Raw genomic sequence first — 22380 nt, forward strand, 5'->3', positions numbered from 1 at the left:
GGCCGGTCCGCGGACGGGGCCATGGCTTCGACACGCGGCCGTCACGGCTCACGGTTCCTGTCAGCCGGGCGGGTCGCTGTAGCGGACGGTGACCTTCTCGAATCCGAGCGAGCCGAGCAGACCCTGGAGCATGGAGGTGGTGTTCTTCTCGGCCCGTTTCCTCAGGCCGCTCTCCTCCGCCGCCTCTCCGATGTGCTTGGCCGCGAGCTTGTTGACCGCCTGCTCGCTGCCGGGGTTGTCGGAGAAGAAGTCGCCGAGCCGGTCGAGGATGCCTCGCTGCTTGGACACGGCGTAGGAGCGGTCGGGGTCGAGGGCGGGCTTGCCCAGTACCGCGTGGGGCAGCACGAGTTCGGCCGTGGTGCGGTCCTCGTTGACGGTCACGCCGTCGGCACCGACCTTGCCCAGGTCGACGGAGGCTCCGACGGTACCCGCGCCGACGTACAGCGTCCTTGTGCCGCGGATGGCGTCGGGCAGGTACTTGGCGTCCTTCTCCAGGTCGACGACGACCTGGAAGTTGCCGGAGGCCGCCTCGTAGGCGCTCATGTCCTGGACGGACTTGAGCACCGCGGGCCCTGAGCGGTCGTTGGTCTTCTCCTCGAAGAGGTCTCCGAGCCCCGGGATCAGGCTGAGCCGCGATCCGAGGAGCAACAGGACCAGAGCGGCCGCGCACACGCCGGCGAACGGCAGGCATCCTCGCGTGCGGGCACGGCGGCGGGGCGCGCCCCCCTGGGCGGGGTCCCCGGTGCTGTCTGTCCTTACGTCAGTGGACGTCATACCTTCCGTGTGACCCCGTCCGGCGATTTCACTCCGCCCAAGGCGAGGGATTACGCCAGATCCTGTACGGGCGGGAGCCGTTGGGCCGCTTCAGGCGCCCGTGACGCCGTCCAGCCGCTCCCTCAGGAGGTCCGCGTGCCCGATGTGGCGCGCGTACTCGGCGATCATGTGGACGTGCACCGTACGCAGTGAGTAGACCGTGCCGCGCCGGGTGAAGGTGGTGTCGAGCGATGCGCCCGCCGCCATCTCGTCGGCCAGGCGGATCTCCTCGATCAAACGGGCGTAGTCCTCGGGGGCGCGGTCGGGCGACAGGTCCTCGAAGTCGGCGTCCTTGCCCTTCTCCGCGCCGTACATCGGGGGCAGTGGCAGTCCGCCGAGCCCCTCGCGGAACCAGATGCGTTCCACCTTGGCCATGTGCCGGATCAGGCCGAGGAGGGTGAGGTTGGACGGCTCGACGGTCTGCTCGGCAAGTTGTTCGCCCGTCAGGCCCGCACATTTCTGCAGCAGTGTGCCGCGGTAGAAGGCCAGGAAGCCGGTCAGTGTCTCTCGTTCGCCGCCGGTGAGCGATCCGGTGGCGCGGGTGGCCTCGGGGGCTGTCCATGTCATCGCATGATCATGCCTTTCGCCAGGTGGTTCGCACCAGGCCGGGCGTCCGGCGGGGACGAGCGGGGTTCCGGCCGCCGGCTGAAGGCCGGCGGCCGGAACCCCTGGGTACTGCTGTCACTCACTCCAGGAGGTCTGCGTACGCTCCCAGAGCCAGTGCGACGTCGGTCTGCGCCCAGAACCGGTGGTAGGTGAAGACCGGAGCGGCTCCGCCGTCCAGATAGGCCTGCACCTTCGGCCAGTTCGGGTCGTCCTTGTAGAAGGACCGGATGGAGAGGAACGTCGAGTCGTTGTCGACGGTGTCCCCGTTGGGCATGGCGCCCGTCCAGCCGTTCGGGACGTACACCGGGTCGTCGAAACGGTTGTAGTCGGCGCGGGTCTCCGGAACCGCGATGCCCGCGTCGTCCTGGTAGTGGCTCCACATGCCGTCGAGCAGCCCCTCGGCCGTGGCCTTCGCCTCGGCGTCACCGGACTTGGCGGCGTAGTAGGTCAGCGTCCTGGCGTAGGCGCCGGCCACCCCGACGTCGTTGGTGTAGTCGGCGACGGTGACGTGGAGTCCGGAGTTCGCGCCGGGGCTCGACGCGTTCCAGGTGTCGGGCGCCCCCGACCACTTGAGGGTGGACGGCATGAGGTAGGTGCCGTCCGGGTTGATGGTCGTCTCGGACAGGGCCCAGTCGACCCACTTGTCGAGTACGGCCTTGGCCTGGGCGTCACCCGACTCGTGGTAGTACTCGGCGACGCGCTCCATGGACCACGCCTGGAAGCCGAACCACTGGTTGGACGGCGGGTCGTGGTACACGGGCTTCTCGTCGTAGTACATGCCGTGGAAGGTGGGCGTACCGGCCGGAGGCTGGGCGTAGCTGCCCTTCCAGCTGTTGGTCGCACCGCCCGCGATGGCGCCCTCGTCGGACTGGAGCCACTGGTAGAAGTCCATCTGCCGGTCCAGGCTCTTGGCCCAGTCCTGCTGGCCCGTGGCCGACTTGGGCTTCAGGTCGGCGACCGAGCTCAGCGCGTAGGCGGCCATGGGGTTCTGGTATCCGCCGTGGGCGTGGCTGGAACCGATGCGCCAGGACCAGCCGGCCGAGGTGTCGGTGGCACCGCCCCAGGCGTAGTACCAGGACATCAGGTAGTGCGCGCTGTCCTTGCCGCTGCCGGCGGGGCAGGTGGTCGGGCCGACGCAGTTGCCGACCTTCTTGAAGTACTTGTCGAACATGGAGTAGCGGAGATAGTCACCCATCTTCGCCGCCTTGCCGACGGTCGCCGAGACCTCTGCCGACTTGCCCTGCTCCTTCGCCCAGACATCCGCCCAGTAGGCGGCCTGCACGGCGCGCGCGTCGGCGTCCGGGGCGTTGGTGAACTTCCACTGCTTGGCGTAGGAGGCGTCCCCGGTGAACAGGTCCAGGTAGCCGTTGTCACCGCCGAAGGTGAAGTTGTCGCAGGTGGGGTGGGTCACGGTCTCCCAGACCGACTCCTGCGGTCCGCGCTGGAAGGTGTTGATGTACGACGGCCCGGTGTCACTGGGTCCGGCCGAGCACTTCCCGGGGGAGTTGCCGTAGCCGTAGACGTTGTCGACGTCCTGGATCCAGTGCATCCCGTAGATGTCGTCCGTGCCGTACGCGCTCTTCAGCTCGGAGGCGATCGGGTCCGATCCGGAGGACGCCGATCCGTCGAGGACGGCCGGGTACGCGTTCGGGGTGTCGTGCTCCGGTGCGTAGGTGGCGGGCTTCGACGCGTTGTAGAAGGAGTTCGTGGGCTGGTCGGCGTGGGTGGGGATCATGTACTTCTCCATGGTGGCCCACGCACCGTTGAACTTCGTCCAGTCTCCGGTGATCTTGCCGTACATCGCCTGGAGCCAGATCAGATAGCTGTACGCCTCCGACGTCGTCTCGTGCCCCTGGTCGGGGGCTTCGACGATGAGGGTCTCGACGGAGTGGTAGGGGATTCCCTCCGAGGAGAAGTAGCCGTTGGCCGGGTCGGTGATCTTCCCGTACAGGTCGAGGAAGCGGGCGTCGTAGTCCTTCGCCGCCGCGAGCTGGGTGACGGTCACCTCGGCCTTGCTGTGGCCCGGTGCCGTCACGGTGAAGGTCGCGGCACCCGTTCCCGACGCGGCGGCCGAGACGGTCACCTTCTGGGGGGTGGACCAGTTCGACGCGGTGAAGGTGAGGCTCGCACCACCGGTGACGCTCAGACCGGTGTTGCCGGCGCTCCGCGCGACCGAGACGGTGACGGACGAGGTGGGCGCGGTGGACAGGGAGACGTTGAACGTCCCCGACTTGCCCTGCTGGACGCCGAGTTGGGCCGGTGTGGCGACGACGGCCGGACCCGCGACGACGGTGATGCCCGCGGGCGTCGACTCAGCCGAGGCGCCGAGGCCGTCGTACGCCCTGGCGTACACGGAGTGGGCGCCGGCGGACAGTCCTGCGGCGCTGAAGGTGTACGGGGACGTGGTGTCGGTCCCGAGCAGCTTCGTGTCGTCGTAGAACTCGACCTTGGTGATCCCCGCCCCGTCCGCCGCCGCAGCGGTCGCGGCCAGGGGCACGGAGTCTCCGGCGGAGAAGACGGCGCCCGCCGCCGGGCTGGTCAGGACGGTGATCGGCGGCTGGTGCGCGCCCACGCAGGCCGTGCCGTTGACGGCGAAGGCGGTCGGCGCGGCGTTGGTGCCGCTGTAGGAGAACTGCGCGCCCGTCGTGACGGCGGCCCCGGCGGCGATGGCGCCGTTCCAGGCCGCGTTCTTGACGGTGACGGTCCTGGCCGACTGGGACCAGGTGCCGTTCCAGCCGTTGGTGAGCTTCTGGTTGCCGGCGTAGTCGTAGGTCAGGGTCCAGCCGTTGATCGCGGCGGTGCTCCTGTTGGTGACGGTGAGCTCGGTGCTGAAGCCCGAACCCCAGTCATTGACCTTGTAGTCGACGCTGCATTGGACCGCGGCGGCCTGGGCCGGCGTACCGGCGGCGGCGGTCATGCCCAGGGGAAGGGCCAGCGCCGCCACCCATGCTGTCCACAACCGACGGTTTCCGGCTCCGGTTCTGCCCGGTCTTCCCGGTAACCAACTTCTTCGTGCGCGTCCCGATGGCATGCGCGGTACCTCCTCGCGGCTCGGCGACATGGGGGGCGTGCGGGGTTGAGCACAAGCCTTGAACCAGTGGGAGCGCTCCCAGCATGGGGAGGAGGAAAAAGAGAGTCAAGAGACGTGAAGAGTCGAATTATTTCGATAGCAAGAGTTGAGAACTGGTGTGTTGACCGACACCAGTTGACGCTCTAACGTCATGCCACACCAGTGGGAGCGGTTCCATCAGTCGACGTGCCGTAGGGGGCACGCCCGATCTGCAAGGAGTCGCTCATGCGACACCCCGCGCACTTATCGCACCTGTTCGGACTGCTCCTCGGAGCGGTGCTCGGCATGGCACGCGGTACCGCCGCAGCCATGGTCACGGCTTCCGGATCCGCCCTCGTACGCACGGTGGAGAACAGCACCGCGCATCAGTGGGACGGCGGCACACGGAAGGCGGGCACCGCCGCCGGCGACAGTCCGATCCGGACAGGTGCGTACAGCGCGGGCCTTGCGGCCGATCTGCCGGCCTCCGCCGCGGATCGGCTCCGCGCCCGGTCCGTCCAGGCTCGACAGCACACTCCGCACCACGGATCCGGCCGGCTCCACCGGTCCGGCGGATCTCCCCGCCCCCGTAGGCACACCGCCCGAACGAGGAGTACACGCTTGGCCTGACCACCCATTACTCCGCAGTACGCGGGCGCGCAGGACCGCCCGTCCTCGCGTGCCACGTCCATCACTCACTCGCAATCCTGTGAGCGGGGACCGCTGCACCCCCCGTTCACTCCGGTCGCGCCGAAGTCCCCTTCGTCACGGGCGAGATCGGCGTACACCCCTGCCCCCACCGGCTCCGCCGACCGGGTCGTGCCGGGGTCGGACGACCGCGGACACAGCTCCACCGGACGGACCTGGAACACCTGGGACCTCTCCAGGGCCCCGTCCTTGATCAGCGACTACGACGGTATCCCCACCCCGTACGGAATCGGGCTGCGCGATCACCCGCGCGCCCTCTACAGCTGAGGAAACGGAATTCGCATGAGCCGCACGAGCCCCACCACCCTGCGCCGATCCCGAACGGCGCTCATCGCCGCGGGGGCACTCGTCGCCGCAGCCGCGGGATCCGCCGCCGCGGTGGCCCCCTTCGGAGCCTCCGCCGCAGCGGCGGCAGGCTGCACCGTCGACTACAAGATCCAGAACCAGTGGAACGGCGGACTGACCGCTGCGGTGAGCGTCACGAACAAGGGTGACGCCGTCTCCAGCTGGCAGCTGGAATGGTCGTTCGCCGGCAGTGAGAAGATCAGCCAGGGCTGGAACGCCACGGTCTCGCAGAGCGGTGCGGCTGTCACCGCGAAGAGCCTCTCCTACAACGGCGCTCTCGCCACCGGCGCCTCCGCTTCCTTCGGCTTCAACGCGTCGGGCAACGGCAACAGCACCGTCCCCGCGACCTTCAAGCTGAACGGCGTCACCTGCACCGGTGACGTGACAGGTCCGACCGATCCGACGGACCCGACCGATCCGCCCACCGATCCCCCCGCGGGCAGCAAGGTGAACAACCCCTACGCGGGCGCCAAGGTCTACGTGAACCCGGAGTGGTCGTCGAAGGCGGCCGCCGAACCGGGCGGCAGCAAGGTATCGAACCAGCCGACGGGTGTCTGGCTCGACCGCATCGCGGCGATCGAGGGCGCCAACGGCAGCATGGGCCTGCGCGACCACCTGGACGCGGCCCTGACCCAGAAGGGCTCCGGCGAGCTCGTCGTCCAGCTCGTCATCTACAACCTGCCGGGACGCGACTGCGCGGCGCTGGCTTCCAACGGCGAGCTCGGCCCCACCGAGATCGGCCGCTACAAGTCGGAGTACATCGACCCGATCGCGGCGATCCTCGCCGACTCGAAGTACGCGGGCCTGCGCATCGTCACCACCGTCGAGATCGACTCGCTGCCGAACCTGGTCACCAACGCCGGCGGCCGCCCCACGGCCACCCCGGCCTGTGACGTCATGAAGGCCAACGGCAACTACGTCAAGGGTGTCGGCTACGCACTCAACAAGCTCGGCGACGCCGGCAACGTCTACAACTACATCGACGCCGGTCACCACGGCTGGATCGGCTGGGACGACAACTTCGGCGCCTCCGCCGACATCTTCCACCAGGCCGCCACCGCCGAGGGCGCGACCGTCGACGACGTCCAGGGCTTCATCACCAACACGGCCAACTACAGCGCGCTGAAGGAGACGAACTTCAAGATCGAGGACTCCGTCAACGGGACCTCGGTGCGCCAGTCGAAGTGGGTCGACTGGAACCGCTACACGGACGAGCTCTCGTTCGCGCAGGCCTTCCGGACCAAGCTCGTCTCGGTCGGCTTCAAGTCGGACGTCGGCATGCTCATCGACACCTCGCGCAACGGTTGGGGCGGCGCGGCCCGGCCGGCCGGCCCCGGTGCCACGACCAGCGTCGACACCTATGTGGACGGCGGTCGTATCGACCGGCGCATCCACCTCGGCAACTGGTGCAACCAGGCCGGAGCCGGCCTCGGAGAACGGCCCAAGGCGGCTCCGGAAGCCGGCATCGACGCGTACGTCTGGATGAAGCCCCCGGGGGAGTCGGACGGGTCCAGCAAGGCGATCCCGAACGACGAGGGCAAGGGGTTCGACCGGATGTGCGACCCGACCTACACGGGTAACGCACGCAACAACAACAACATGTCGGGAGCCCTGGGCGACGCCCCGGTCTCCGGCAAGTGGTTCTCCGCCCAGTTCCAGGAGCTCATGAAGAACGCCTACCCGGCGCTCTAGGCTCCGCGCCGGCGGGCTCCGGGCGCTCCCCCGCCCGGGCCCTCCCGCCGGCTGCGCCACCTGTCGACCAGAGCGCGTCCGCGAGTCACCGGCGCGGACGCGCTCCGGCGCGCGGCGGGCTCCTTGGTCCGCCCGCCCAGCTTCGCCCTCATCCCGGTCCGCGTGGCGACAGCGGCCTTCGCCTTGGTGGCGGGCTTCGTGCCGGACTTCGTCCTGGCTCCGGACGTCGGCTCCGCTCCGGGCTTCGGGGCGGACTTCGCCCCCTTCGCCGGTGCCGGCTCGTCGGAAAGGGCGTGGTAGCGATGGCTGACGCGCCGCCCCAGCAGCAGGTAACCCAGCAGCGCACCACTGGTGTTGAGGATGACGTCGTCGATGTCGAAGGCGCGCCCCGCCACGAGCGCACCCTGCACCAGCTCGACGACCGCGATGACCAGCACGGTCAGCACGGTCATCCGGAGCATCCGGAGACGGCGCGGCACCAGGATCGGCAGCAGTACGCCGAACGGCGCGCCGAGCAGGAGGTTCCCGCCCGCCTGCTTGCACGCGGCGAGGAAGGTGTAGTCCTCCGCGTACTGGCGCAGGGACCGCCCCGGTTTCAGATTGGAGGTGACGATGTCCTCCGACGCGGGCGACGGCGTGAGCGTCACCTTCGCCAGCACCACGGAGAACGCCACAAGCGCGAGAAACGCCGCGGTCAACGCCGCGGCGCGCAGCAGTAGACGTCCCGTACCTCTGCGTCGTGCACTACGATTCGCCTCTGCATTCATGGCGGAACGGATGCCCCCAACCCTGGCGGTCACACCCCGGGATGGGTGCGACCATGTGCGCATGAGCGCACAGAAGAAGGACGAGCTGCTGACGGAGGCCGTGCGGCTGCGTGAAGAGGGCCATCCCGAACAGGCCAGGGAACGTCTCCTCTCCCTCACCGCCGCGTTCCCCGACTCGGCCGAGGTCGCCTACCAGACCGCCTGGGTCCACGATGTGCTCGGCCTGGAGGCCGAGGCCGTGCCCTACTACGAGCGAAGCCTTCAGGGCGACGGGCTCACGGAGGAGGACCGCCGGGGGGCCCTGCTGGGACTCGGCAGCACCTATCGCGTCCTGGGCAGATTCGGCCAGGCCGTCGAGACCCTCCGTCGGGGCGTCTCGGAATTCCCGGACGACGGGGCGCTGCGGACCTTCCTGTCCATGGCCCTTTTCAACACGGGCGAGCATCACGAGGCCATGCAGCTTCTGCTGCGACTGGTGGCGGCGACGAGCGACAGCCCCGGGGTGCAGCAGTACCGTCCCGCGATCGAGCACTACGCGGCGGATCTCACCCGGACCGTGTGAGCAGGGACCGGACGAACATGGAAGCGAACCGGCAGCCGGCCGTCATGCGGACCGGCAACGCCCCGTCACCCGGACCCGACAGCCCGCCGTCACGCGGTCCGGCAAAGGGGAAGCCCCGGCCGGATCGGGGGAATCCAGCCGGGGCGGCTTGTGTGCGGAGGCGAAGAGGGACCGTCTGCCGATGAGCTCCGGCCGCTCACCCCCACGCATAGATGAACGATAAACCACCACCCGCCGTTCCCGTGAATCCGCCCCTCGTCATGTGATCCCCACCACGATCACGCAGGTCCGCGGGCCCACCGGAGGCGGGTGGAGGATGCCACCGACGGTCAGCGGGCCTCACGGAACACGACGTGACGCCCCACGGCCGGGTCGAACTTCCTCAGCTCCAGCCGGTCGGGGTCGTTGCGCCGGCTCTTCCGCGTCACGTAGGTGTGGCCGGTTCCGGCCGTGGACCGGAGCAGGACGACGGGCCTGGTCTCACTGCGTGCCATGGCGCCTCCAGACGGGGATCGCGACCCCACCCCTGGATGGGAATGAGTGTCGTTTTCACGTCTGGCCGGGTCAACACACGAGGGCGCTCCGCCATTCCCGCCCGAAGGAGCACGCCCCCGAGCGCGATGATGTCCGAACGCACGCTCTACGCACATCCACCCACACCCCGAACGCCCGATCCACTCCACGGCGCGATCGACCGCCCCGGGCGCCTGTCCACGGCACCTCGCGACTCCGCATATGCCCTGATCCGCGCAGTTGCGAGCCGCGTGGGGCCGCACACGCGGGCGTACGCGGGGCGGCTCGCGCCGGTTGACTTGCGTCAACTCCCCTCCAGGGGCAAGGGTGTTCGGCGGACCCGCGCCTCACCCAGCCGATGACATATGCCAGAAGCAAGGACGGGGCGAGTGTTGCCAAACCCCTTACGGGGTCCCGCAGCCTGTGCAACAGTCGTGTTCGGTCCAACCCCACGAACCGGCCGTACCGCCTGTATCGGAGTACCAGATGCCGTCCCATCTGTTTGCGGACCGCCCCGCCCCACAACCGCCCGAGCGGGAGGCAGTCGACGCCCTGATCGACCGGACGCGACTGCTGCGCGGCGACGTGGACGCGGTGCGGCGCGACACCTCCGTGCTCGACGACGACGATCCCCAGCTGCGGTGGCAGCGCGCACTCTGCGAGCTCGCTGTCCATCAGCTCGACGACCTCGGCGAGCACCTGGGACAGCTACGGGACGGAATCGCCGGCCCTTCGGCCTGCGGGACCGCGGACACATCCGCCCGGACGCCGTCGGAGCCGCCGACGGGCTCGCTCCTCAGCAGGGTCGGCAGCGCCGAGTGGAATCTGCTCACCGACGAGGTCAGCTGGTCCGACGAGCTGTACCAGATCTTCGGCCGGGAGCCGGGGGCAGGCGCACTGTCCCTGGACGAGCTGCCGTCCGTACTCCTCGCGGAGGACCAGCCCCTCCTGACGTCCATGGTGACCGACTGCCTGGTGGACGGCCGGCCGATGGACGGCGAATTCCGGATCCTGCTGCCCGACGGCACCATGCGCACGCTGCACATGATGGGCGAACCCGTCCTCGACGCCGACGGCTGCACCGCTTCCATGTGGGCGGTCCTGCGCGATGTCAGCAGACTGCGGCGCAGTCAGCACGCCGCGGGCCGGACACAGGACACTCTGCGGCGCCAGGAGCACATGGCCCGGGCAGAGCACCGGATGGCCGTACAACTGCAGGAAGCCGTTCTGCCCCCGTGGCACGGCTCGCTGCCGATATCCGGCCGAGAGGCGAGCGGACTGGACGTCGCCGCCCACTACCTGCCCTCAGGGGCGAGCGATCTGATCGGCGGCGACTGGTACGACGCGCTGCCCCTCCCGGACGGGAGGACGCTGCTCAGCGTCGGTGACCTCACAGGCCACGGGATCTCCGCGACCTCGGCCATGGCGATGCTGCTCGGTGCGCTGCGGGGCATGGCCGTGGCCGGGGTGGACCCGGGTGCGGTGATGGGGCACCTGAACCAGTTGATCGAATGCTCGGCGCAGCCGGCCCTGGGAAGCGCCGTGTGCTGCCGCTTCGATCCGGCGACCGGCACACTTGTCTGGGCACAGGCAGGACACCCCGCCCCGCTGCTGTTCCGCAACGGAGTGGGGCGCCCTCTGCCCACGCCGGACGGGGTGCTGCTCGGTGCGGCCTCCGGTGTCGTCTACGAGCAGGAGCAGGTGGCCCTGCTGCCCGGCGATGTGCTCGTCCTGCACACCGACGGACTGACACGGCTCAGCGACCGTGGCGCCGGCCCGGACATGCTTCTGGAGCTGGCCCCCCGGTTCGCGCAGGCCCGCACGGCACAGGACTGCGTAAGGATCGTGGTCGAGGAGCTCGGTTCGGCCGAGCGGCTCGACGACGCATGCGTGGTGGTGGCTCGCGTAGCGGCCTGAAGGAGTTCCCGGTCGCACCGGTCGAGCTTCCGGACAGCTCTTCAGGGAGTCCCTGCGGAGCCACGCCTGTGCGGGCCCTCCGGCACGGCAGGCCTGTCCGCGCGGCGGACCGAGGTGGGCCCACGCTCGTCGACGGCGGTCCGGGTCAGGCCTTGGTGCCTCTGGCCTTCTTGTCGGAACCACCGGGCAGGACCCTCTCGATCTCCTCGCGCAGGTCCTCGATCTTGGCGAAGCCCGCGAACTGCCCGGTGAGCCGGTACATCTCCCGCAGACGGTCCCACGTACGGTGCGAGGAGGTCTCCCCCATCGATACGAGAGCGAGCCGGGCGTACCGGTCGGCCTGCTCCGGATCGTCACCGATGAAGCACGCCGAGGCGAGCGAGATGTAGTCGAAGATCTTGGACCGCTGGCGGCCGTTCATCCTCAGATCGAGTGCCTGCTTGGCATGGCGCTGCGCGGTGGACGCCGCGGCCGGGTCGTGTTCGGCGAGCGTACGGAAGGCCAGGGCCTGCATCCCGTGCATGTCCGCCTCGTCGAACATCTGCATCCAGCTCGGCGGCGGCACGTCGCCCTTGTCCGACACGAAGAGATCCTCGGCCTCGCCGAGTGTGCGCCGCATGGCCTGCCCGCGGCCCATCGACGCCTGCGCCCACGCCTCGATGGTGTGCAGCATCGCCCGGGTACGCGGCAGGGTCTCCTCCCCGGAACCGGACTTGGCGAGCTTCATCAGGTCCAGGGCGTCGTCCGGCCGGCCCAGGTGGACCATCTGCCGGGCGGCCCGGGAGAGCGCCTCGCCCGCGCGTGGACGGTCGCCGCCCTCGCGCGCCGCGTGGGCGGCGATCACGAAGTACTTCTGGGCGGTGGGCTCGAGCCCCACGTCGTGGGACATCCAGCCGGCGAGGACGGCGAGATTGGCCGCGACGCCCCAGAGACGGCGCTGCAGGTGCTCGGGGTGGTGGTAGGCGAGCATGCCGCCCACTTCGTTGAGCTGGCCCACGACGGCCTTGCGCTGGAGCCCGCCACCCCTGGAGGCGTCCCAGGCCCGGAACACCTCCACCGAGTGCTCGAGCGCCTCGATCTCCTCGGAACCGACGGGAGCGGCCTCGTACAGGTCGAAGCCGGCGTTGTCGGCGTACAGGGGATCGTTGAGGCGGGAGGCCCGGGCCGCCGGAGCGGGCTCGGAGTGCAGCCAGTCGTACATGGCGCCGGTGAGAGCTGAGCCAGCGGCGAGCGCGGCGCCCGCGCCCACCAAGCCGCGTCGGTTGAGCATGAGGTCCATTCCCGTGAATTCGGTGAGGACCGCTGCCGTCCGTTCGGGCGCCCACGGCAATCCGTCGGGATTCTCTTCCGTCCCGGCTTTTCGCCGCTTCCCCACACGCCCGCGCCGGCCGAACCCGAGGTCCTCGATGGTCACGACACGGCCGAGTCGCTCGGTGAACAGAGCAGCCAGCACTTCGGGCACGGGATCGCGGGGGGACTCCCCCATGTCGATCCAGCGCCGCACCCGCGAGGTGTCGGTGGCCAGTTGGAGGTGGCCCATGGCCGCCGCCTGTCTGTTCACCATTCTCGCGAGTTCGCCCTTGGACCAGCCGGCGAGGCCGAACAGGTCGGAAAGGCGGGTGTTGGGTTCTCCGGTCACGTCAAGCCCCCAGGTTCTCGGCTGACTTGACCCTAGCCCCCCAGGGGATGCCGGGTGAATATTCGCCAGGGTTCGCCAGGGGTCGCCAGATGTTCCACTACCCGCAGTTCGGTGTCAGGTAGGAGTGCGCCACCCCGCCCGGCAGCCCTAGGTACTCCCCAGGGTGCCGAACGGCCGCCGGCCGGGGCGGCGCACGCAACTTGTCGGCGCACGAAGGGATCTGTTCGCCCATGTACACAGCATCGTCCTCCGTGTCCGCCCCGCCCCGGCCGCTTCGTCCCTCGGGGGCGGGCGGCGGCCCGTATCTCGACCCCCGCGCCGTGACTCCGGCGTCCGGCACGGGTCGTGCCCGGCGGGCGGCGGGGCCGGGCTCCCAACCGCTCAGCGGAAGACTCGACCTGTCCGGCACCCAGGGCGCGCAGCTGCGGATGGCCATCGCCTCCGTGCACCGCATCTGCCCGGAGTTCAACCCGGTGCAGGTGCTGCGCCGCAGTGGACGGTCGGTGCTCATCGTGGGCACCACCGGCCGCGCGACCGCGGTGGCCAAGTGTTTACTCGACCACTCCCCCGCGTGGACGGAACGGTTCAGGCACGAAATAGCTGCATACCGCGCCTTCGTCAGGCACCGCCCACCGGTCCGGGCCCCGCGGCTCATCGCCGCCGACCCGGAGAACTGCACCCTGGTGATCGAGCGGATGCCCGGCCGTGTCGCGGCTCTCACGAGGCACCCGGCGGAGGCACCGCCCCGTGCGGATCTGCGGGCCGTACTCGGCGCGGTGAGCCGGATCAACGCCTGGCGTCCGCCGGCCGGTCTGTTCGACGCGCCTCTGGACTACGCCTCGCGCATCGCCCGCTACCACGAGTTGGGGCTCTTCACCGATCGCGATCTCGGTGACCTGCAGAAACTGCTGCACGGCCTGGCCCATGCGGGCGGCCGACAGGGCATGGGCCAGTTCTGCCACGGCGACGCCCTGCTCTCCAACATTTTGCTACCGCCCACCGGCCCCGTGCTGGTCGACTGGGAGCACGCGGGCTGGTACCTGCCGGGGTACGACCTGGCGACGCTCTGGGCCGTGCTCGGTGACGCACCCGCGTCCCGACGCCAGATCAGTCAGCTGGCCCAGGCGGCGGGAGCCGCGGCCCGGGACGCCTTCCTGGTCAACCTCATGATCGTGCTGACGCGGGAGATCCGTACGTACGAGACGGCCGTGCAGCGCGCCATGCGCGAAGGCGCACCCGCCGGAGGCGGCCAGGCACGGCAGGGGGTGCTGTCCTCGGGCGAGGAGCAGCGACTGCTGCTGCGCAGGCTGCACGACGACTGCGCGATGGCCAGGCGGGCCGTCCGGGCGGCCGTCGGCACACGCTGACCACGCCGGGCCGACCGGTCTGACGGGCGGGGGAAGCGCGCTGCGGGACCGGTGCCGACACATGGGTCCCGCAGCGCGTGTTCACGGCCTCAGCCGCGGCTCACGAGCCGGCTCGCACCACGTCGACGTCGGACGCCTTCACGAATCCGATCCGGTGGCCGATCTGGACCGTCACGTACGTCTCGGCTCCGCGGAAGTACGTGTGGTCGTACGGCTTCGAGGAGTCGATCGTCGGTGCGTAGTAGTAGCCGGTGGGTGCCTCGCCGCCACCGGGGAAGGCCTGGCCCGCCTTGATGGTGTAGACGAGCGGGGTGCCGACGGTCGGTTTGACGAAGTCCGTGGGGTACTCCCCCTTCTCCGGGTAGGCCACGCCGTACACCGGCACTTCGGCCTTCCCGGCCTTCGGCCGCACGACCCGCCCGGCTGTGGGGCTGACGACCCGGGTCCCCGCGGGGGTCTCGAGCCATGCCTTCTGCCCGTACCACCAGATCGCCGTCCAGCCGGGTGCCCTGTCGGCGACGACGGCCTGCTGGGTGGCGCTGATCTTGCTGCCCCAGTCCGCGGCACAGTTCGTCCCGGGCGAGCCGTCCGGATGCAGTCCGGGGTCGGAGAAGAGCGGCGTGTCCGCGGAGGGGCCGGTGTGCAGCGGGACCGCGCTGCTGCCCTGCCGGGGCAGGTCGACGTTCTTCTCGCAGTCGCGGAACTCCTGCTGGTTCTTGGCGAAGTCGGCGCTGACGGTGACCAGTTCGCTGCTCCTGGGGGCGCTCGGCACGGTGGGCCGGCCGAGCAGCGCCATGAAGCGGTTCCAGTCCCAGTAGGGTCCCGGGTCCCAGTGCATGTTCTTCGTGCCGGCCGCGCTGGTGGGCGGCACGCCGTCGTGACCGATGATGTGCTGCCGGTCGAGCGGGATGTCGTACTTCGCCGCCAGGTGCCGCACCAGCCGCGCGGTCGAGCGGTACATCTCGGGCGTGTACCACTTGGCGCCCTCGGCCGCGACACCCTCCTGCTCGATGCCGATGGAGTGGGTGTTGAGGTACCAGTTGCCCGCCTGCCAGGCGACGTCCTTGTTCTTCACCATCTGTGTGACATGGCCGTCCGACGAGCGCACCACGTAGTGGGCGGAGGTCTGGTTCGCCGGGTTCTGGAAGATCTTCAGGGTGGTGTCGTAGTCGACCTCGGTGTCGTGCAGGACGATGAACTTGACGGCGTTGCTGTCGGCCCGGTCCGCCGTGTCGTAGTTGCCGTAGGTGTCCTTGTCGGCCGGGTCGCCGGTCTGCTGGTAGGCCGCGGGTACCCAGTCGCAGGACAGGCCGCGTGGGCATTCCGGCCGTACGGTGTCCGCGCCGGCCGCCGCCGGGGAGAGGAGCGCCACGCTCAGCGCCCCCGCCGTGGTCAGTGCGAGCGCGAGTCTGGTCCTCTGCTTCGACGTCATGACAACCCTTCTTGGGCCTGGGGTGGCAGAGCTGTGCGCGGGGCGTTCCCCGCATGGATCGGTCGGCGCACACTCTGTGGCGGGAGGTGCCGGTGAGTCAAGAGTGCAGTGTGCAGGTATCCCTGAGCTTGTGTGACTATTTCCCGCCGTGCGTGCCCCGGATGGCCGAAGGGTAGTGCTGGCGCCGACAGGACCGGTCCGCGCGGACCGCGCGGAGTTCTCGGAAAGGCCGGACACCCATGGCACAGCCCTTCTCACTGCCGGACTTCTACGTGCCGTACCCGGCACGTCTCAACCCCCATCTGGAGGCCGCCCGAAGCCATACCCGGGAGTGGGCGCGCAGGATGGGGATGCTGGAGGGCTCCGGTATCTGGGAGGCGGAGGACCTCGAGTCCCACGACTACGCGCTGCTCTGCGCGTACACCCATCCCGACTGCTCGGCCGAGGCCTTGTCCCTGGTCACCGACTGGTATGTGTGGGTCTTCTTCTTCGACGACCACTTCCTGGAGCTGTTCAAACGCACCCCGGACCGTGACGGCGGAAAGCGGTACCTGGACCGGCTGCCCGCCTTCATGCCGATGGAGCGGGGCGCGGCGACACCGGAGCCGACGAATCCGGTCGAGGCGGGCCTCGCCGACCTCTGGGCCAGGACCGTGCCGTCCATGTCGGACGGCTGGCGGGCCCGGTTCGCCGAGGCGACGGAGAATCTGCTCAACGAGTCCCTGTGGGAGCTCGCGAACATCAACGAGGGGCGCATCGCCAACCCCGTCGAATACATCGAGATGCGCCGCAAGGTGGGCGGAGCACCCTGGTCGGCGGGCCTGGTGGAGTACGCGGCGAACGCGGAGGTCCCCGGCGCGGTGGCGGACTCCCGCCCGCTGCGGGTGCTGCGGGACGCCTTCTCCGACGGCGTTCATCTGCGCAACGACCTTTTCTCGTACCAGCGTGAGGTCGAGGACGAGGGCGAGAACAGCAACGGCGTGCTGGTCCTGGAGAGGTTCCTGGACTGCTCGACCCAGGACGCGGCCGAGGCGGTCAACGATCTGCTGACGTCACGGCTGCAGCAGTTCGAGAACACCGCCCTCACCGAGCTCGGACCGCTGTGCGCGGAGAAGGCGCTGACCGCCGACGAGACGGTGGCTGTCCTGTCCTACGTGAAGGGGCTCCAGGACTGGCAGTCCGGTGGCCACGAATGGCACATGCGCTCCAGCCGCTACATGAACGGGGGCGGCGCGGGCGAGAGCGTGCCCGGCTTCGGGATGGCTGCCGCGTCGCTCCGGTTCACCCCCCGCTCCGAGTCGCTCCGCCGGCGGAGCCACACCCATGTGCCGTACCAGCGCGTCGGTCCGTCGCTGCTCCCGGACTTCGACCTGCCGTTCAGTACGACGCTGAGCCCGCATCTGGACGGCGCGCGCGTGCGGATCGTGGACTGGTCGCGCCGGATGGGGCTGCTGGAGGCGCAGCCGGGGGTGCCGGGTTCACACATCTGGGACGAGCGGCGGCTCATCGCGACCGACCTGCCCCTCTGCGCGGCCGGACTGCACCCTGATGCCACCGCGGACGAGCTCGACCTGTCCTCGGGGTGGCTCACCTGGGGCACGTACGGCGACGACTGGTTCCCGGTGGTGCACGGCCGGACCAGGGATCTGGCCGGGGCGCGGCTGGCCAACGAGCGGCTCTCCCTGTTTATGCCGCTGGACGGATCCTCCGTACCGGAGCCGGTCAACGCACTGGAGCGGGGGCTGGCCGATCTCTGGCGGCGGACGGCGGGGCCGATGGACGAGGCCGGGCGCCGCACCTTCCGGGAGTCGGTGGAGTCGATGACGGCGAGCTGGCTGTGGGAGCTGGCGAACCAGGCGCAGAACCGGATCCCCGACCCGGTGGACTACATGGAGATGCGCCGGGCCACCTTCGGTTCGGACCTGACGATGAGCCTGTGCCGGCTGGGTCACGGGAAGAAGGTCCCGGACGCCGTCTACCGCAGCGGCCCGATGCGTTCCCTGGAGAACGCGGCGGCGGACTACGCCTGCCTGCTCAACGACCTGTTCTCCTACCAGAAGGAGATCGAGTACGAGGGCGAGGTGCACAACGGCGTCCTGGTCGTGCAGAACTTCTTCGGGGTGGACTACCCGACGGGGGTGGCCATCGTGGACGACCTGATGAACTCGCGGATGCGCCAGTTCCAGCATGTCGCCGAGCGCGAACTTCCGGTTCTCTACGACGACTTCGACCTGGACCCGGAGGCGAGGGAGATCCTGGCCGGCTACGTGGTGGAGCTCCAGCACTGGATGGCGGGCATCCTGATCTGGCACCGGGACTGCCGACGCTACCGCGAGGAGGACCTGCGCCGGGGCAACGCGACCCCGTGGCACCTCGGTGGCCCCACGGGGTTCGGCACGTCGGCGGCGCGGGTGACCCGGCTGCTGACGGCGCAGGGACGTTTCAGCCCTGCTGGAACAGCTCCGCTGGAAGGGGCTTCAGCAGGGCGTACAGATCATCGGTGATCGGGCGGTCCCAGCTGGCGATGGTGACGAGCACGCCGTCGCTCCGGTCGAACTGGACGCAGGAGATCCGGCTCTCGGAGAGCTTGACACGGCGCACGATCAGCAGGCTGTCGCCCTGCATGACGGGTACGTCCTCGGCTCCGGTCACTTCGACCGGCTCGTCGTTCTCGAGCGCGAGGAGCAGCTGGGCGACCTCGAAGGGGACCTGCCCCTCCTCGGTCTCGCGGGCCGGTGAGCCCTCCGGCAGATTGCCGATGATCATCGCGGGGCCGCGGCCGCCGAACAGGTCGTAGCGCAGGAAGACGCCCTGGCAGCTCCCGTCGGGGGCGGGGAGCAGACCGGCGCCGAGGTTGCCGGGCCAGTCCCCCGGATCCATGGCCAGGACGTCGAAGTCCGGGCCCGCGGGTGTGGCGGCGCTACGGCGGCGGAGGAAGGACATGGGGCCATGTTACGTGTCCCGGCTCACCTTGCGGAGCCGGGCACTCCTACACGGACTCCGCCGCCAGGGCCTCGAGCACGCGTACCGCCTCGGCCGCCCGCGTGTACGGCACGAACAGGTGGTCGTGGTGGAATCCCGCGACCACGTTGCAGCTGATCCCCGCGTCCGTGAGGGCCAGGGAGACCGCGGCGGTCAGCCCGACCGCGTCCAGGGCGGAGTACACACGGAGCGTGATCCAGGCGGATACGAAGTCGTACGCGAGTCCTGAGGCCAGGGCGTGCGCTTCGGGGACGACGAGCGTCAGCCCTTCCTCCTCGGACACGGTGACGATCGGGGTGACCCCGGCGGGCACCTCACCGCCGGGCAGGGTCGTCCAGGCGTAGCGACCGGGCTTCAGCTCGGGTCGCAGGCCGTGCAGGAGGGTTCGGAGATCGCGCTCGCCGGTCATGGGGGACACGCTACGGCCGCGTGGAAGCACGCGCGCCCCTGACTGCCCGGACGCGGGCGGCCCGGGCATCCCCTTTCCCGCGCGAGTAACCCATTCAGGCACGCCATGTATCCATACGCTCACCTTGCGTGGCACCGGCGGTTGATCGCCCATAGCTTCGGCTCATGAGCAAAAGACACATGAAATGCCTGGCGGGTATCACCGTCTCCACAGCCACGGCGCTGGGTCTCGCGGCCGTCCCCTCCACCGCGTCCGCGCCCCGTGACCTCGTGGTGCGGCCGGGCGGTTCGATCCAGCGTGCGGTGGACGCGGCGCGGCCCGGCGACACCGTCCTCATCGAGCCCGGCACGTACCGCGAGAGCGTCCTGATCACCACGCCCGGCCTGACCCTTCGTGGGACCGGGGGCCGCACGGTCATCTCGCCGGCGGCCAAGACCGCGAAGACCACGAAGACGGCCAAGGCCACCAAGGCGGTCAGGGCCGCCAACGCCTGCGCCACCGGTGGCAACGGCATCTGCGTCGTCGGGACCAAGGGCCACACGGTCGACGGCGTGAAGATCCGCGCGCTGACCGTCTCCGGCTTCACCAAGAGCGGCATCTGGGCGTCCTGGACCGACGGGCTCAGCGTCCGCGCGGTGACCGCCCGGAAGAACGGCACCTGGGGCATCGCCCAGGAGCGTTCGACCCGCGGTGACTTCCGTCGCAACACCGCCGCCAAGAACGGCGACGCGGGGATCTTCGTCGCCAACTCGGTCAGCGAGGAGGGCGGGGCGACCGACACCAAGGGAACGGTCGTCCTGGACAACGCGGTGACCGGGAACCGTATCGGTGTCACCGCACGCCGGGTGAGGAACCTCGTCGTCGACGGCAACCTCCTCGCCGGCAACTGCAGCGGGGTCTTCGTCGTGGGTGACGAGTCCAAGCCGGCCGCCGGGGCGATGACGATCAGCGGCAACCGCATCCTCGAGAACAACAAGTTCTGTCCGGCGACCCCGCGCCTGTCCGCGATCCAGGGCTCCGGCATCGTCCTCACCGGCAGCGAGGCCACGGTCGTGCGGGACAACGTCGTCCGCGACAACGTCGGCACGACGCCTCTCTCCGGCGGCATCCTCCTGTTCAAGAGCTTCGTGGGCGCGCTCAACACGGACAACAGCATCAGCGGGAACCTCGTCCGGGGGAACAAGCCGGCCGACCTCGCCAACCGCGACACCGCGGGCAAGGGCAACAGCTTCGTCAGCAACACGTGCGGGACGTCCGTCCCGGCCGGCATGTGTGCCGGATGACGGCTCACCACCGCACCAGGAGAAACGAGACGGTATGACCACCGTGAGTCCCACCCCCGACACCACTCCCGCCGCCACTCCCCTCACCGCGCCCCAGGTGTCCGTCACCCCGTCACCGCCGCCGTCCATGCGGCTGCGGGAACTCGCGTTCGGGGCGGCCTGCGCCGCGGCCGTGCGTGCGGCGGCCAGGCTGGGTGTCGCCGACGCGCTGGGCGAGACGCCGGCATCGGCCGCGGACCTCGCCCTGGTCGTGGACGCGGAGCCCGTGCCTCTGCAGCGGCTGCTGCGCGCGCTCTGCTGCTACGGGATCTTCAGCGAGACGCCGGACGGCACGTTCGTCCACTCGGAGATGTCCCGGCTGCTGCGGGAGGACGACCCGAACAGCCTCCGCTACATCGCCCTGTGGTGCACGGAGCCCTGGACCTGGGAGGTCTGGCCCCGGCTCGACGACGCGGTCCGCTCCGGCACGAGCGTCTTCCCTGAGACGTTCGGGAAGGGCTTCTTCGAGTACCTCCACCAGGACGCGGGCGAGTCCGCCCAGGTCTTCAACCGGGCGATGACGACCTCCAGCGTGCAGTCCGCCCAGGACGTGGCCGACCTGCTGGACCTCACCGGGGTGTCCTCGGTGGTCGACATCGGCGGCGGTCAGGGGCACGTCCTCGCGAGCCTGCTGGAGAAGCACCCCTCGGTGCACGGAACCCTCCTCGACCTGCCGGGCGTCGTCGCACGTGCGGACGCCAGGCTGCGCGACGGCGGCCGGCTCGCGGACCGCGTACGGATCGTGCCCGGGGACTGCCGTGAGGACGTTCCCGTCGAGGCGGACCTCTACATCATCAAGAACATCCTCGAGTGGGACGACGAGAGCACCCGCCGCACCCTGCGCAACGTCGTCGCCGCCGCGCGCCCCGGCGCCCGTGTGGTGATCATCGAGAACCTCGTCGACGACACCCCGTCGATGCGGTTCACCACCGCCATGGACCTGCTGCTCCTGCTGAACGTCGGCGGTGCGAAGCACACCCGGGAGAGCCTGGTCGGGCGGATGTCCGAGGCGGGCCTGCAGGTGGGCGAGATCCACCCCGTCAACGCGTACCTGCACGCCTTCGAGTGCGTCGTGCCGTAACGAGCGGCCAGGTCGCACAGAGATCGCCCCGGGTCCGGTACTCACGTACCGGACCCGGGGCGATCTTCGGTGTGTCAGGCGGAACTGTCGCTCTGCCACCGGTAGAACTGCTGGGCCATCGCGTCCTTCGGACCGCGCCAGGTCTGCGGGTCGTACGGGCTCACGAAGGCGGTCAGCCGGTCACTGATGGCCTTGAACTCCGGGTGTTCCATCACCTTGGCGATCTCCGGGCCCGGAGGCCGGTCGGACTCGATCAGGTGCAGGTACACGTCGCCGAACTGGAACAGGGTGCGCCTGTTCACGCCGACGAGGTGGGGCAGATCGGTGTTGTCGGACGCCGCGAACAGCTCCGCGATGTCCGGAGCGGACTCGGGCGCCATCCGGGCGACGATCAGTGCGTGGTGCATCCGGCTGCCTTTCGGGACATCAGTTGGCGGGGACCGCGGCGGAGCGGCGCTCGCGGTCGCGCTGCTCGATCTTGTCGCGGATGAGCTCCAGCTGGACGCGGGAGTTGCGGTTGATGTTGTCGGTCATCCACGCGTCGTCGACCGGGGCGTCGGGGCGCATCGCGAAGTCCTGGCGCCAGTGCATGCGCGTGCCGCCCGGGACCTCCGAGTACTCCCACCGGATGTCCATGTGCTGGAACGGGCCGGGCTCGACCCGGCGGGCGCGTACGTTGCGGCCCTGGCGGTCCGTGGTGCGCTCGGAGACCCAGCTCCAGACCTTGCCGTTGTCGTCGGGGTGCATCGTGAGACGGAAGGTCGTCTTCTGGCCCTCGCGCTTCATGACCTCGACGGCCGCGTACTCGCTGAACAGCTGCGGCCAGTTCTCGAGATCGTTCGTCATGTCCCAGACGAGGTCCAGGGGGGCGGCGATGGTGATCTCGTTCTCGGTGTGTCCGGACACGTCAGACTCCTGTCACTGGGGTGTTGTTCACGAGGTCGAGGAACTCGCCGGGCGTCTTGCACCGGTCGGCGTCGGCCGGCAGCGGGCGGCCGTACCGGTTCTCGAGCGCGGCCACGATGCCGAGCAGCCCGAGGGAGTCCAGGCCGTACTCGTCGAAGGCCGAGCCGGGGCGGCCGGCCATCTCCGCCGGGTCGACCGTGAGGCCGGCGCCGTTCTTCATCAGGACGGCCAGTTCCTCGTACGTCAGCTGAGCGGTCATGAGGGGTACTC

Annotated in this window: 20 protein-coding genes; 8 read left to right on the top strand and 12 right to left on the bottom strand. The window is 69.7% G+C overall.

The genetic code is table 11. The features are described from left to right. Positions 1-60: 60 nt before the first annotated feature. The 3 genes from OG488_RS01960 to OG488_RS01970 form a co-directional block, all read right to left on the bottom strand. Complete coding sequence (locus OG488_RS01960; RefSeq protein WP_329225268.1) at positions 61-774, bottom strand: DUF4230 domain-containing protein; 714 nt, start codon at positions 772-774, stop codon at positions 61-63. A gap of 90 nt (positions 775-864) precedes the next feature. After that, positions 865-1380, bottom strand: coding sequence for a DinB family protein (locus OG488_RS01965; RefSeq protein WP_329225270.1), 516 nt, complete (start codon positions 1378-1380; stop codon positions 865-867). 118 nt (positions 1381-1498) lie between these two features. Next, complete coding sequence (locus tag OG488_RS01970) at positions 1499-4336, bottom strand: glycoside hydrolase family 48 protein (RefSeq protein WP_329238358.1); 2838 nt, start codon at positions 4334-4336, stop codon at positions 1499-1501. Between the two features lie 951 nt (positions 4337-5287). Between OG488_RS01970 and OG488_RS01975 the strand changes: the two genes are divergently transcribed. Then, positions 5288-5443 carry a hypothetical protein gene (locus OG488_RS01975; RefSeq protein WP_329225272.1) on the top strand — a complete coding sequence of 52 codons (156 nt, stop codon included), beginning with the start codon at positions 5288-5290 and terminating at the stop codon, positions 5441-5443. 15 nt (positions 5444-5458) lie between these two features. After that, positions 5459-7213, top strand: coding sequence for a glycoside hydrolase family 6 protein (locus OG488_RS01980; RefSeq protein ID WP_329225274.1), 1755 nt, complete (start codon positions 5459-5461; stop codon positions 7211-7213). Here the strand turns inward: OG488_RS01980 and OG488_RS01985 are convergent. Then, positions 7210-7980, bottom strand: coding sequence for a VanZ family protein (locus tag OG488_RS01985; protein WP_329225275.1), 771 nt, complete (start codon positions 7978-7980; stop codon positions 7210-7212). The genes OG488_RS01980 and OG488_RS01985 overlap by 4 nt on opposite strands. Before the next feature lie 61 nt (positions 7981-8041). On the opposite strand from OG488_RS01985, the gene OG488_RS01990 reads away from it, so the two are divergent. Continuing rightward, complete coding sequence (locus tag OG488_RS01990; RefSeq protein ID WP_329225277.1) at positions 8042-8542, top strand: tetratricopeptide repeat protein; 501 nt, start codon at positions 8042-8044, stop codon at positions 8540-8542. A gap of 329 nt (positions 8543-8871) precedes the next feature. Here the strand turns inward: OG488_RS01990 and rpmG are convergent, their stop codons facing one another. After that, positions 8872-9036 carry a 50S ribosomal protein L33 gene (rpmG, locus tag OG488_RS01995; protein ID WP_329225281.1) on the bottom strand — a complete coding sequence of 55 codons (165 nt, stop codon included), beginning with the start codon at positions 9034-9036 and terminating at the stop codon, positions 8872-8874. A 505-nt stretch (positions 9037-9541) separates the two neighbouring features. On the opposite strand from rpmG, the gene OG488_RS02000 reads away from it, so the two are divergent. Then, positions 9542-10972: a PP2C family protein-serine/threonine phosphatase gene (locus tag OG488_RS02000; RefSeq protein ID WP_329225283.1), complete on the top strand. Its 1431-nt coding sequence runs from the start codon at positions 9542-9544 to the stop codon at positions 10970-10972. A gap of 145 nt (positions 10973-11117) precedes the next feature. On the opposite strand, the gene OG488_RS02005 is transcribed toward OG488_RS02000, so the two are convergent. Further along, positions 11118-12611 (bottom strand): DNA-binding protein NsdB, encoded by a 1494-nt coding sequence (locus OG488_RS02005; protein WP_329225285.1) that lies wholly within the window; start codon positions 12609-12611, stop codon positions 11118-11120. Positions 12612-12841: 230 nt separating this feature from the next. Here OG488_RS02005 and OG488_RS02010 point away from each other — a divergent pair, with 230 nt between their 5' ends. Next, positions 12842-13978, top strand: coding sequence for an aminoglycoside phosphotransferase family protein (locus OG488_RS02010; protein ID WP_329225286.1), 1137 nt, complete (start codon positions 12842-12844; stop codon positions 13976-13978). A 100-nt stretch (positions 13979-14078) separates the two neighbouring features. Here the strand turns inward: OG488_RS02010 and OG488_RS02015 are convergent, their stop codons facing one another. Further along, positions 14079-15410: an N-acetylmuramoyl-L-alanine amidase gene (locus tag OG488_RS02015; protein ID WP_329225288.1), complete on the bottom strand. Its 1332-nt coding sequence runs from the start codon at positions 15408-15410 to the stop codon at positions 14079-14081. A gap of 239 nt (positions 15411-15649) precedes the next feature. On the opposite strand from OG488_RS02015, the gene OG488_RS02020 reads away from it, so the two are divergent. Beyond that, on the top strand, positions 15650-17914 hold the full coding sequence (locus tag OG488_RS02020; RefSeq protein ID WP_329225289.1) for a terpene synthase family protein: 2265 nt from the start codon (positions 15650-15652) through the stop codon (positions 17912-17914). Here OG488_RS02020 and OG488_RS02025 read toward each other — a convergent pair. Together OG488_RS02025 and OG488_RS02030 are read right to left on the bottom strand one after the other, a co-directional pair. Then, positions 17853-18353 (bottom strand): hypothetical protein, encoded by a 501-nt coding sequence (locus OG488_RS02025; RefSeq protein WP_329225291.1) that lies wholly within the window; start codon positions 18351-18353, stop codon positions 17853-17855. The two genes, OG488_RS02020 and OG488_RS02025, sit on opposite strands and share 62 nt — an antisense overlap. A gap of 46 nt (positions 18354-18399) precedes the next feature. Continuing rightward, positions 18400-18801: an ACT domain-containing protein gene (locus tag OG488_RS02030; protein ID WP_329225293.1), complete on the bottom strand. Its 402-nt coding sequence runs from the start codon at positions 18799-18801 to the stop codon at positions 18400-18402. 164 nt (positions 18802-18965) lie between these two features. Between OG488_RS02030 and OG488_RS02035 the strand changes: the two genes are divergently transcribed. Further along, on the top strand, positions 18966-20084 hold the full coding sequence (locus tag OG488_RS02035; RefSeq protein ID WP_329225295.1) for a right-handed parallel beta-helix repeat-containing protein: 1119 nt from the start codon (positions 18966-18968) through the stop codon (positions 20082-20084). Between the two features lie 34 nt (positions 20085-20118). Continuing rightward, the gene (locus tag OG488_RS02040; protein WP_329225298.1) at positions 20119-21204 is read left to right on the top strand and encodes a methyltransferase; all 1086 of its coding nucleotides are present in this window, start codon (positions 20119-20121) and stop codon (positions 21202-21204) included. 74 nt (positions 21205-21278) lie between these two features. Here the strand turns inward: OG488_RS02040 and OG488_RS02045 are convergent, their stop codons facing one another. Genes OG488_RS02045 through OG488_RS02055 form a run of 3 tightly spaced genes read right to left on the bottom strand, consistent with a single transcriptional unit; the run spans position 21279 to position 22369 of the window. Next, on the bottom strand, positions 21279-21611 hold the full coding sequence (locus OG488_RS02045; RefSeq protein ID WP_329225300.1) for a TcmI family type II polyketide cyclase: 333 nt from the start codon (positions 21609-21611) through the stop codon (positions 21279-21281). Positions 21612-21630: 19 nt separating this feature from the next. Further along, the gene (locus OG488_RS02050; protein WP_329225302.1) at positions 21631-22110 is read right to left on the bottom strand and encodes an SRPBCC family protein; all 480 of its coding nucleotides are present in this window, start codon (positions 22108-22110) and stop codon (positions 21631-21633) included. A 1-nt stretch (position 22111) separates the two neighbouring features. Then, positions 22112-22369 carry an acyl carrier protein gene (locus OG488_RS02055; protein WP_329225303.1) on the bottom strand — a complete coding sequence of 86 codons (258 nt, stop codon included), beginning with the start codon at positions 22367-22369 and terminating at the stop codon, positions 22112-22114. Positions 22370-22380: the final 11 nt, after the last annotated feature.

The organism is Streptomyces sp. NBC_01460, assembly GCF_036227405.1.
Lineage (GTDB): Bacteria > Actinomycetota > Actinomycetes > Streptomycetales > Streptomycetaceae > Streptomyces.